Source organism: Collinsella intestinalis DSM 13280 (assembly GCF_000156175.1).
In the GTDB taxonomy this organism is placed as follows: domain Bacteria; phylum Actinomycetota; class Coriobacteriia; order Coriobacteriales; family Coriobacteriaceae; genus Collinsella; species Collinsella intestinalis.
Genome location: NZ_GG692710.1, coordinates 1,359,365 through 1,371,655 on the forward strand (window position 1 = coordinate 1,359,365; position 12,291 = coordinate 1,371,655).

7 protein-coding genes are annotated in these 12,291 nt (G+C 63.3%); 4 read left to right on the plus strand and 3 right to left on the minus strand.

Annotated elements, in window-relative coordinates:
• Window positions 1–53: 53 nt before the first annotated feature.
• Together ccsA and COLINT_RS06115 are read left to right on the plus strand one after the other, a co-directional pair.
• Complete coding sequence (gene ccsA, locus COLINT_RS06110; protein WP_233418354.1) at window positions 54–962, plus strand: cytochrome c biogenesis protein CcsA; 909 nt, start codon at window positions 54–56, stop codon at window positions 960–962.
• Window positions 963–1,157 carry a heme exporter protein CcmD gene (locus tag COLINT_RS06115; protein ID WP_006723574.1) on the plus strand — a complete coding sequence of 65 codons (195 nt, stop codon included), beginning with the start codon at window positions 963–965 and terminating at the stop codon, window positions 1,155–1,157.
• Window positions 1,158–1,506: 349 nt separating this feature from the next.
• On the opposite strand, the gene COLINT_RS06120 is transcribed toward COLINT_RS06115, so the two are convergent.
• From COLINT_RS06120 to COLINT_RS06130, 3 genes are read right to left on the minus strand one after another with little or no spacing between them, the layout of a single operon-like run.
• Window positions 1,507–3,426 (minus strand): ABC transporter ATP-binding protein, encoded by a 1,920-nt coding sequence (locus COLINT_RS06120; protein ID WP_006723576.1) that lies wholly within the window; start codon window positions 3,424–3,426, stop codon window positions 1,507–1,509.
• Window positions 3,419–5,296 carry an ABC transporter ATP-binding protein gene (locus COLINT_RS06125; protein ID WP_006723577.1) on the minus strand — a complete coding sequence of 626 codons (1,878 nt, stop codon included), beginning with the start codon at window positions 5,294–5,296 and terminating at the stop codon, window positions 3,419–3,421. The genes COLINT_RS06120 and COLINT_RS06125 overlap by 8 nt, the downstream gene beginning before the upstream one ends.
• Window positions 5,289–5,780, minus strand: coding sequence for a MarR family winged helix-turn-helix transcriptional regulator (locus COLINT_RS06130; protein ID WP_118272252.1), 492 nt, complete (start codon window positions 5,778–5,780; stop codon window positions 5,289–5,291). Before COLINT_RS06130 ends, COLINT_RS06125 begins: the two co-directional genes overlap by 8 nt.
• A gap of 208 nt (window positions 5,781–5,988) precedes the next feature.
• Between COLINT_RS06130 and COLINT_RS06135 the strand changes: the two genes are divergently transcribed.
• Window positions 5,989–6,918 (plus strand): aldose 1-epimerase family protein, encoded by a 930-nt coding sequence (locus COLINT_RS06135; RefSeq protein ID WP_050750548.1) that lies wholly within the window; start codon window positions 5,989–5,991, stop codon window positions 6,916–6,918.
• Window positions 6,919–7,178: 260 nt separating this feature from the next.
• Window positions 7,179–12,291, plus strand: a 5,113-nt coding sequence (locus COLINT_RS08190; protein WP_006723580.1) for a beta-N-acetylglucosaminidase domain-containing protein, incomplete at its 3' end; no start/stop codon positions are given.

Consider the following 12,291-nt stretch of genomic DNA (forward strand, 5'->3'; position numbering starts at 1 on the left):
TAATGACAAAAATCGCAGGTTCGTGGCGTAAGCGTCCGATGCCTGCCATATGCATGGAAGGGAGCAAGATGCGTGAGAAGCTCGCCGACAGGCTGGTGCCCGCATTGCTCGCGATAGGCGCCGTGCTCACTGCGATCGACGTGGTGTGGACGTTCACGGTGGCTCCGCTGGTACAGGGAGCGAGGCTCTCAGAGCCCGCGATCATCGCCGGTCAGGTGGTCACCACCAAGTTGCTGCTCAGCCAAAAAATCTTTTATCTGCACGTCCCTGTGGCCGTGGCGTCGTTCGCGGCGATGGCCGTTGCCGCCTTTTTCGCCGCCCGCTTCCTTGCTACGAAGGACCGTGCGCACGACCGCGCGTCTCGCACGGCAATGCAGGTCACGCTCGTGTTCATCATCGCCACGATGATCTCGGGCGACGTGTGGACGCGTTTCGAGTGGGGTGTCTGGTGGGTCTGGGAGCCGCGCCTCACCACGTATTTCATCCTCATGTTGCTGGTGATCGGCTACTTCATCCTGCGTAACGCGCTCGACGATCCCGAGCGTTCCGCACGCTTTGGCGCGGTGTTTTGCATCATCGCCTTCATCGACGCGCCCATTTCGTTCTTCATCACGCGCTTGGTGCCGAGCTCCGTGCACCCCGTGGTGTTCCGGACCGATTCGGGCTTGCCGCCGGCGATGCTCATTCCGTTCTTGCTCGGCTTGTTCGGCATGTGCATGATCGCGTTTGCCCTGTATCGCTATGCCCTGCGGGTCAATACCGCCGCGGATGAGGTGGAGGAGCTGAAGGAGCGCCTCGAGGAGCTCGATGCCTCGGCTCAGCGCGCCGCGGCCGATGAGGCGCTCGAGCGCCTGCAGGCTCAGGCCGCCGCGCTGGTTGCGACCGACCCCGCTGCCGACTCTGCCGCTGACCCCGCCGCCCACGTGGGCGACATGCCGCCTATCCCGTCCAAGGAGGATTAAATGGATCCGATTCTCTCCGAGGTCTATTCGACCGTGTTGCCCGCCGCCCCCTACGTGCTCGCTGCGTATGCGGGCATCCTGCTCGCCCTGTTCGCCTTCGTCTTCTCCCTTTGGCGTAAGTCCAAGCGCACCGAGGCCGATATCGACGCCCTCAAGCGCGCCCTCGAGGATCGTGAGCGCCGTGCGGGTAAGTAGTCGTGCCTGGCCAACGCGTGCGGGCGTGAATGGCGCGGCCGCTCGTGAGGCTATGAACGATTTGCCGCCAAGAAAAGGAGCTTATGAACCATTCGTTCATAAGCTCCTTTTTTGTTACACGTATCTACCTGCGGAAATAATGCACTCAAAACAGGTGGCAGGGAGTTAATCGTTCATAACCTCCAGCAGTATCCAACGGCTTCCGACAGCCCCGACAGCCACCAACGGCCTCCGACGGCCACCAACGGCTTCCAACGGCCGCGAACTGCGCTGCCAACGACCTGTCCGGAGCGGGGCGTCCGGGCCGCTCGTCGGAAGCGCCCGTCTCGCCCCGCATCGAAGGGCGGGCCTACTCGAGTTCAAACGCGCCGGTGTAGAGCTGGTAGTAGTAACCGCGCTTGGCGATGAGCTCGTCGTGCGTGCCGCGCTCGATCACGCGTCCGTGGTCCAGGCAGATGATGACATCGGAGTTGCGCACGGTGCTCAGGCGATGGGCGATCACGAAGGTCGTGCGGCCCTGCATGAGCGCGTCCATACCGCGTTGCACGATGGCCTCGGTGCGCGTGTCGATGGAGCTCGTCGCCTCGTCCAGGATCATCGCCGGCGGATCGGCAACCGCGGCGCGCGCGATGGAGATGAGCTGGCGCTGTCCCTGCGAGAGCTGCGAGCCGTTGCCGGTGAGCATGGTGTCGTACCCCTCGGGCAGGCGACGGATGAAGTCGTCGGCTCCCGCGAGCTCGGCGGCATGGATACACTCCTCGTCGGTGGCCTCAAGGCTGCCGTAGCGGATGTTGTCCATCACGGTGCCGGTGAACAGGTTGACGTCCTGGAGCACCACGCCGAGCGAACGGCGCAGGTCTGCCTTGCGGATCTTGTTCACGTTGATGCCGTCGTAGCGGATCTTGCCGTCGGCGATGTCGTAGAAGCGGTTGATGAGGTTGGTGATCGTCGTCTTGCCCGCGCCCGTCGCGCCCACAAAGGCGACCTTCTGACCGGGCTTGGCGTACACGGACACGCCGTGCAAAACCTCGTGGTCCGGGGTATAGCCAAAGTCGACGTCGTCCATCTGCACGTCGCCGCGCAGGGGCACATAGGTCACGGTGCCGTCCGCGCGGTGCGGGTGCTTCCAGGCCCACAGGCCGGTGTGGTGGTCGGCCTCCTCGATCTCCCAGGTATCCGGGTTGACCTGGGCGTTCACGAGCGTGACGTACCCCTCGTCGGTCTCGAGCTCCTCGTCGAGAAGAGCGAAGATGCGCTCAGCGCCCGCCAGGCCCATGACCACGGCGTTGATCTGCTGGGAGATCTGGCCAATCTGACCGCAGAACTGCTTGGTCATGTTGAGGAACGGAACCACCACGGCGATGGACAGCGGCAGGCCCGAGATGGACAGATTCGGAACGCCGAGCGCGAGGAACACGCCACCTGCCAGGGCAACCATCACGTAGATGAGGTTGCCGAGGTTCATGAGGACGGGCATGAGGATATTGGCGAACATGTTCGCCTTCTGGGACACCTCGAACAGGCGCTCGTTGCGCTCGTCGAAATCGGCCTCAGCGGCCGCCTCATGGCAGAACGCCTTCACGACTTTCTGGCCGCCCATGACCTCCTCGATATGACCCTCGACCACGCCGAGCTCGCGCTGCTGCGCGATGAAGAAGCGGGCGGAGTTTGAGCCGAGCACCTTGGTGAGCGCGACCATGCACAGCACGCCGATGACGATGACCAGGCACATCCACACCGAGAAGTAGAGCATGATGCTGAACACCGTGGTCAAAACGATGACGGTCATGACCAGGTTTGGCAGCGATTGCGAGATCATCTGGCGCAGGGTGTCGATGTCGTTGGTGTAGTGCGACATGATGTCGCCGCGCTGGTTGGTGTCGAAGTAACGGATCGGCAGGTTCTGCATGTGGTTGAACATCTTCTCGCGCAGCTTCATGAGCGAACCCTGCGTGACGACGCCCATGTAGCGGTTCCAGAAGAGCGAGGACAGGTTGCCGATGATGTAGATGACGGCGAGCGTGGTCACGAGGCCCAAGATCTGCGGGCGCGCTGCGGCCCAATCGCCGGTCTGCCAAGAGGTCGAGATGACCTCGAGGGCCTTCTGCAGGAAGACCGAACCGATGGAGTTGATGAGGGCGCACAGCACCACGCCGAGCATCACCAGCGGAAGCAGGACCGGATAGAACGAGAAGAGCATCTTGACGAGGCGCTTGAGCGTGCCGGGCCTGGAGCCCCTGGCGCGTGCGTTGTTGGCGGGCTTACTCATGGGCCTCACCCCCTTCCTGCATCGTGGTTTCGAATGCGTGGGTAAGTTCTGCGGCGGTTTGACGATCGGCGTCGCTGGTCTCGCGTGTTGCGGACGCATCGTCATCGGCGTTCTGGGAGCCGTCGCCGTCCACGGTCTCCTCACCCATCTTGTTTTGCGAGGTGAACGTCTCGCGGTAGATCTCGGAGGTCTCGAGCAGCTCCTCGTGCGTGCCCATTGCGGCAATGCGGCCGCCCTCCATCACGATGATGCGGTCGGCGTCCTGCACGGAGGCGATGCGCTGGGCGATGATGAGCTTGGTGGTCTCGGGCAGGTAGGCGGCGAGGCCCGCGCGGATCTTGGCATCGGTCTTGGTGTCCACGGCGCTCGTGGAGTCGTCCAAGATCAAGATCTTGGGACGGCGCAGCAGGGCTCGCGCGATGCACAGGCGCTGCTTCTGACCGCCCGAGACGTTGGAGCCGCCCTGTTCGATCCATGTGTCGTAGCCCTTCGGGAAGCCGTCGATGAACTCGTCGGCGCAGGCCAGATGGGCCGCCTCGCGGACCTCCTCATCGGTGGCGTTCTCGTCGCCCCAGCGCAGGTTCTCCGCGATGGTGCCGCTGAACAGGACGTTCTTCTGCAGTACCATGGCCACCTCGTGGCGCAGCGCATCGAGGTCGTAAGAGCGCACATCGCGCCCGCCCACGCGCACGGTGCCCTCGGTCGCGTCGTACAGGCGTGCGATGAGGTTCACGAGCGTGGACTTGGCGGAACCGGTCCCGCCGATGATGCCGACGGTCTCGCCGCTTGCGATATGCAGGTCGATGTCGTCGAGTGCCTGGCGCTCGGCGTGCTCGGAGTACTTGAAGCTCACATGGTCGAAGTCGATCGAGCCGTCCGCGACCTCGTGTGCGGCCTCGGCGGGGTTCGTGATGGTGGGCTCGGCGTTCAGCACCTCGACGATACGGTTCGCGCTCTCCTCGGACATGGTGACCATCACGAAGATCATGGAGAGCTGCATGAGGCTCATGAGGATCTGGAATCCGTAGGTGAAGGTGGAGGAGAGCTGGCCCACGTCGAACAGAGTGCCCTGGCTGGTGATGATGAGCTTGGAACCCAGGTAGATGATGACGACGAAGGCGCCGTTGACGCACAGGTTCATCATCGGGTTGTTGAGGGCGAGCAGCTTCTCGGCGCGGGTGAAGTCGGCGCGGACGTCTTCGGCGGCGCGGGCGAACTTCTCCTTCTCGTAGTTCTCACGCACGTAGCTCTTGACCACGCGCATGCCGGTCACGTTCTCCTCGACCGACTCGTTGAGCGCGTCGTACTTGCGGAATACGCGGGTGAAGATCGGCCCGACCCTGTGGATGATGAATCCCAGACCGCAGCCGAGCAGCGGGATCATGGCCAGGTAGACAAAGGAGATGTAGCCGCCCATGGCGTAGGCCATGGCAAAGGCGAATACCAAGACGAGCGGCGCGCGGACGGCGATGCGGATGATGAGCATGAACGCCTGCTGCACGTTGGTGACGTCGGTGGTGAGGCGCGTCACGAGCGACGAGCTCGAGAAGCGGTCGATGTTGGCGAACGAGAACGTCTGGATCTTGTAGAACAGGTCGTGGCGCAGGTTCTTGGCAAAACCGCAGCTTGCGTAGCTGCAGGTGACGCCCGCCGCCGCACCGAAGAACAGCGAGACGAGCGCGAGGCCCACGAGAACGCCGGCCGTGGGCATGATCTGTGCGATCTGCGCGCCGTCTTTGATGGTGTCGATGAGGTTGGCCGTGACGAAGGGAATCGCCATTTCGCAGGCGACCTCGCACAGCACCAGGATCGGTGTGGCAATGGACGGCAGCTTGTAATCGCGAACGGATGACACGAGGGTTTTAATCATCAAGTTCCTCCCAGGTGACGCGGATCTTCTCGAGCATCTCGGCGAGCTGCTCCTGTTCCTCGACGGTTAGAGCGGCGAAGGCGCTGCGGCGGAAGCGGTCGCGCTTCTCGTGTTCGAGGTGGGCGAGGCGCGTGCCCTCGTCAGTGAGGTGGACGAACAGCTGGCGACGGTCCTTGGTGTCGCGCGTGCGCTCGATCAGGCCGGCAGTCTCCATCTTGGAGAGGATCTCGGAGAGCGAACCGGGCTTGATCTCAAAGCGCATGCCGAGCTCCTGTTGGGAGAGCGTCCCCCCGCAGCGGTCGAGCATGCATAGGATGGGGATCTGGCCGGATCGGCCGCCGCCGTGGAAATGCATGTAGTGGCCGCAGAAGCCGAGCCCCCTGAGAATGCGCTTGGCGCGCATGATCGTCTCGTCCTGCTGTGCCTCGGGTGTCTCGATGCTGCTCATGGCCCGGCAGATCGCGCTGGGCGTGGGTGTTTCCATGTCTGTTCCTCCTACTCTCGAATTCGTCCACTCGAGGGTACGAGTGCCCGGCATGATAGTCAAGGTACCGAACAATATGGAACCGAACGTTAATGTGCCCGTCGCACGACAGGGCCAAACGGGGGATAATGGGGTGTGCAATGGCGTCGCAAGCGCCGTTCACCATGGGCGCCCGGTGCGCCTCCGTCTTCGTCCGAAAGGTTTCGCCATGTCGAACACGACCATCTCCAAGGGCGGTCTTTCCGCCACCATCAGCTCCAAGGGCGCCGAGCTCACGAGTCTTGCGCTCGATGGCCGCGAGTATCTGTGGCAGGCGGACCCGACGTTTTGGGGCAAGCACGCCCCTGTGTTGTTCCCCATCGTTGGCTCCCTGCGCGGCGATGAGGCCGAGAGCGCCCAGGGCACATGCCGCATGCCGCGCCACGGTCTCGCCCGCATCAACGAGCACCGCGTCGCCGGGGTGGCCGAGGATGGCTCTGCGGTGACCTTCGAGTTCACCAGCTCTCCCGAGACGCTCGAGGCGTATCCGTACGAGTTCAAGCTCAACATGACCTACGCCATCACGGGCGAGGCGACGCTCACCCAGACCTTCTCCGTTACCAACACGGGTGCCGCCGCTATGCCCTTCTCCGTGGGTGGCCACCCTGCGTTCAACGTCCCCGCGCCCGGCGCCGGGGATGAGGCGTTCGACGAGTACGCGATCGAGTTCTCCGAGCCGTGGACCTGCGTTGCCCCCACTATCGCCGAGGGTGGCCTGCTCACGTTCGACGAGACAACCGTCCCGGTTGAGAACGTGGACGTCCTCCCCGTCACCCGCGAACTGTTCTCCCGCGATGCCGTCATGCTCACGGACGTCCCGGGAGGCACGTTGACCCTGCGCGGAACCAAGAGCGGTCGCGGCGTGCGCATCGACTTCGCGGATTTCAAGTACATCGGTATCTGGTCCGCGTGCCAGGGCAACTCTCCTTTTATCGCGCTCGAGCCCTGGACCGGCCACGCCACGCTCACCAGCGAGGATGACGTGTTTGAGCACAAACGCAACGTCACCGTCATCGCTCCGGGTGAGACCCGCGACTTCTCCTTCAGCATGACCGTGCTGGTAGGGGGGGCGTTGTTGCGAGCGCGCGACGCAATGTGAACAACGACATATATATATGTGTGGCGGGGCGCGACCGGGGTTTCGGTGCGCCCCGCTTTTTCTGCCGCCTCGCATAGACCACTGGTATTGCATCCGAATAACAACTGCTGAAACGATTGACCGTCTACCGACGATATTGAACGTTTGTCGCTCCGACAGGCGCAATTACCCATCACTCAACTATGGTGGGTAATTCGTAAGGTGCCGTCGGAATGCGCCGACATGCGCATGGGGGCACATCATCTAATCGAGGAGGCAGGATGAAGCAAAGTACGCGTCGCAGGATCGCCGCGCTCGCTGTAACGGCGGCGGCCTGCGTGGGAACGCTGTTCACGCCCGTTGGAGTTCATGCTCAGGAGGGCGATTATCAAATATTCCCAACACCGCAAAAGGTCGCCTATCAGGAGGGCTCGGTCGAGTTCGCCGATAACGTGACGACGGTCGTCGAAGACGGCATCGACGCCGAGACCGAGGCGCGCCTCGAGGAGGCGGTCAAGCTCAAAGCCAAGAGCGTTGAGAGCGCGGACGCCGTGCCGGCAAACGGCACTGCGGTGCTCGTCGGCGTGCACGGTTCGGGCAAGCAGGTTGACTCTTATGTCAAGCAGCTCGTGGATGCGAAGAAGCTGTCCTACGATGCCGGGCTGTTCGAGCAGACCGATGCGAACCTGGTCGCGCTCCTGCCCGCCGAGGATGGCGCCGCTAATCGCATCATCGTCTTGGGCAAGGACATCGATTCGGCGTTCTACGGCTTGTCGACGGTCTTCCAGATCCTGCAGCAAGATGCCGATAGTTCGCTGCGCGCCCTGGTTGCCAGCGATCACGCCGACGTGATCACCCGCGGCTTCATCGAGGGCTACTACGGCAACCCCTGGAGCACCCGCGACCGCGTGGCGCTGATGGAGTGGGGCGGCCACTACAAGCTGAACGCCTACTTCTACGCCCCCAAGGACGACCCCAAGCACAACGCTCAGTGGCGTGAGAAGTACACCCAAGCGGAGATCGACGAGAAGATCAAGCCCCTCGCAGAGGCGGGCAACAAATCCAAGGTGCGCTTCGTTTATGCGCTGCACCCCTTCATGCACAACCCCATCACCAAGGACAACTACGACGAGACCTTCGAGATCATGAAGGCCAAGTTCCTCCAGGTGATTGATGCGGGCACGCGCCAGATCGCGATCCTCGCCGACGATGCCGGGTATCAGCTCGGTCCTAACGAGAGCGCGAATAATCACACGGGCGAGCTTTACAAGAGGCTCCTCGACGATACGACCGCGTGGCTTCGCACGCTCCAGAACGAGAAGAATTCCGACGGGACCTTCAAGTACTCCGGTCTTAAGGACACGCTGATCTTCTGCCCGGTGGACTACATGGGCCACGGTGAGAACTGGTACGGCACCCTTGGCGAGAACGTCCAGGTGATCAACACCGGCGGCCGGGTCTGGGGCAAGATCGACAACGCCTTCGCCACCACCTTCAAGAACAATTCGGGCGTCGCTCCCTTCATGTGGATCAACTGGCCCTGCTCTGACAACGACAAGGACGCCCTGCATATGGGCGGACACAACAACTTCCTCGGCTCCGATCTCAAGCCGGGCCAGGTCAAGGGCGTCGTCATCAACCCGATGCAGCAGTCCGAGCCTTCCAAGCAGGGCATCTTCATGACCGCGGACTTCACTTGGAACCTGTGGGGCTCTACCGAGCATGCCGACCAGGTGTGGGAGAAGTCCTTCAGCTACATCGATCACAACTCGGGCAAGGAGACGGAGGGCTCCAACGCCCTGCGCGAACTGTCCGGCCACATGAAGCGCATGTACGGCGGAGGCGCGACATGGGAGAACGACGAGTCTGCCGATATCAAGCAGGAGCTCGCGGACTTCCGCGCCAAGCTCTCCTCCGACACGGTGACTGCAGCCGACGTCGACAAGGTGTCCAAGGTCTTCTTGGACCTGCAGCGCACCGCCAAGACCTATCGCGAGAACGCCGGGACCAAGGCGATGGCGGAGCAGATGAAGCCCTGGCTCGACACTTGGGATGACTTGACCGCCGCGGCGCTCGCCGAGCTCGAGGCCGTGAAGGCCGGCATCGAGGGGGATGCGTCCACCCTCGTCTCCAAGTACGCCGAGGGCGCCGGGCTCTTGGAGCGTGCCAACGGGCACGCCCTGTGGTACATCAACCATTATGAGTACGCGCGCGTCGGCAAGGCGCACATCACCCCGATGGTCCTTGCTCTCGACGCCTATACCGCCGAGAAGGCGACCCTGGCGGCCGACCCCGACGCCGTGGTCACCAAGCTGGTGACCAGCCGCACCGACACGCCCGCGGGCAGCACGGCCGCCGTCTTCGACGGCGACCCCAAGACCGGCGCCGTCTACCAGAGCCCGAACAGGTTGGTCGAGGGTGACTACTTCGGCATGGTGAGGAGCAAGCCCTTCGATCTCAAGTCCGTCACCTTCATCCAGGGCGGCGGCAAGGACTTCATGGACGCCAGCAAGGTCCAGTACCTCAAGGGCGGCCAGTGGACCGACGTCGAGGGCTCCCAGGAGTTCAGCACCAGCAAGGTTTCCCTCGCCGGCCTCAACATCGAGGGCGTCGAGGGCGTGCGGATCATCGCCGTGCGCGACAACCGCCAAGACGCCTGGCCGACCATCAACGAGATTACGGTGAACAAGCAGCTCGAAGAGAACGCCGTGTTCACCGGCGCCGTGAGCATCGCCAACCAGGTCTCCGCCGACGGAAGCAAGCCCCTTCAGCACGCTTCGGACGGTAAGGACACCGAGGCGTGGTTCAAGTTCAAGGACGAGGGCGAGGACAGGGACACCACCGCCGTCGACGCCGCCGTCCAGGTGACGTTCGACTCGCCTAAGACCATCACCTCGATCACCTTCAAGCAGGGCGGCGGCTCCGGCGACGTCATCGATTCCGGTAAGGCCTACTATCAGGACGTCGACGACTTCTGGCACGAGGCCGGCGTGATCACCTCCGCCAAGTCCCAGACCATCCAGCTGGCCGGTCCCGTGAGCGCGAAGGCCATCAAAGTCGTCAACGGCGTCAAGACCGCCAAGTGGTGGCGCGTCGTCGACCTCCATGCTGGCTTCGGTAAGATCGAGGCGACTGCGACCGCGACCACGAACATGCCGCAGTATCAGAACAACCCTATCGTCAACGTTGTCGACGGCAATGCGGATAGCAAGTTCTGGAGCAATCGGAAGACCCAGGCAAACGATTACGTGATGCTCTCGTTCAGTGCTCCCAAGTTCATCGATACCGTCTACCTCAAGCAGGGCGATGCCGACAAGTTCACCGCCTCCAAGCTTTACTACACTACCGACGCCGCACCTGCGGCGGACGGCAAATGGACCGAGCTCCCCGCGCCGACCTCCGCTTCCGAGCAGACCATCACCTTCGACCGCGTGGAGGCAACGGGCGTGAAGCTCGTCTCTACCGCCGCGACTGACAGCTGGTTCCAGCTCTTCGAGTTCAACGCGTTCGAGAAGTTCTCTTATAGCAAGGACAGCCTTTACGCTTCCTTCGACCTTGCGGGTGTGAACCTCGCTGCCCGTGTGGGTGACGGCTCCTTCAAGACAACCGATGGATCGGTGACCCTGCCCAAGAAGGGCGACGTCATCGCCGTCGACCTCGGCTCCGTCCGCCGCGAGGTTGTCCTCGCCAACGCGGATGCCCAGGTCGCAAAGGGGGCGGAGCTCGTCTACTCCCAGAACGGCATCGAGTGGAGCCCGCTCAAGGGCGCCGACCCCGTCCGCGCCCGCTATGGCGGCTACCGCGCCACGGCGGATGCTGCATCCGCCGACTTCAAGGCGCTCACCGGCAGCTACCTGCACTCCCTCGCACCTAGCATCGTTAAGAGCGAGCTGCCCGGCGCCCAGACCCTCGACGCCGCCAAGATCTTCGACGGCAACGTCGCCACCGCCACCAAGTCCAGCGGTGGCCCTTCCGAGGGCACCAAGGTCGTTTTCGACCTGGGCCAGGAGCGCTCGATCAAGAGCGTTGAGTACTTCGTCCCCGAGACCAGTCTCGATTACATCCGCAATGCCGTGATCGAGGTCGCCGATAGGGCCGACGCTCCGGACGCCGAGTGGAAGACGGTCCTCGACATCAACAGCGATGGCAAGATCGCCGCTCCCGGTAAGGACGTGCCCGCGAAGGAGGCCAAGTGGATGACGCACTCCACGGACTTCCCGGGCAACATGTTCATCAAGTCCGGCGAGGGCGTCGACGAGACCGCGCGCTTCATTCGCATCCGCTTCACCAAGGCCTACGCCGAGCGCTGGTTCGAGATCGGCGAGCTGCGCATCAACGGCGGCGAGTACGTGCCGGTCTACGCCGGCGGCGACTTTGAGACCACTGCGGTTGAGCAGCAGGGCAAAACACCCGATAACCTGCTCGACAAGAGCGTGCTGACCGCATGGCAGCCTGCTACCGACGAGGCGGGAACGCTGACCTACCACGTGTCCGAGCCGTTTGGCGCCGACGGGGCGCCCTTTGACGGCGTTCGCGTCATCTCCAAGGCGGCCCAGCCCGCCGTCAAGGTGAAAGCGGTCGTCTACAGCGGGGACCTTCGCGCGGGCGAGCCCGCGACCAAGACGGTTGAGCTTGGGGTTCTCGATAGCGTCCTCAAGGACCTGTCCTTCGGTAAGGGCGTTTCCGCGGTTAAGGACATCGTCTTCGAATGGCCCAAGGGCACCGTCCCCCAGATTTCCGAGATCTTCCTGACCCGCGGTGTCGATGCTTCCCTCGATGGCGATATCGAGGCGCTGCGCGACCTCGTCGCCAAGGCGAAGACCGTCGATACGGCGGCGTGGACGACCGATTCCGTGACGGCGCTCGACAAGGCGGTCGTGGCAGCCGAGGAGGCCCTCAAGGCTCCTGAAAGCCTGACCTACCAGCAGATCGTCGATCTCAAGGCCGGTATCGAGGGCGCCCTTTCCAGCCCGGTGCTCAAATATGCGGGCACTGAGCTGCAGCAGCTTATCGACAACGCCGTTGCCGATGGTTCTAAGTTCACGCCCGAGAGCTGGAAGGCATATCAGGATGCACTCGATGCCGCCAAGGCGGGCCTGGAGAACGCCGACAACCTGTCCCAGGCTGAGGGCGATCGCCTCGCCCGTGAACTCAAGGACGCCCTCGCCGCGCTCGTTGAGAACACCGACCAGGGCGGATCGGGCTCTGGCAACGGCGGCTCCGGTAGCGGTGGCACCGGCAACGGTGGCCAGGGTGGCAATTCCGCCGGCAATGGCGCAAACGGTTCCGATGGCAAGCCTGGTTCCAGCTCCGATAAGCTGGTGCAGACCGGTGACGACTCGCTGATGCTCATCGGCGGCACCGCGGCCGCCGCGGTCGCCCTCGCCGGCGCCG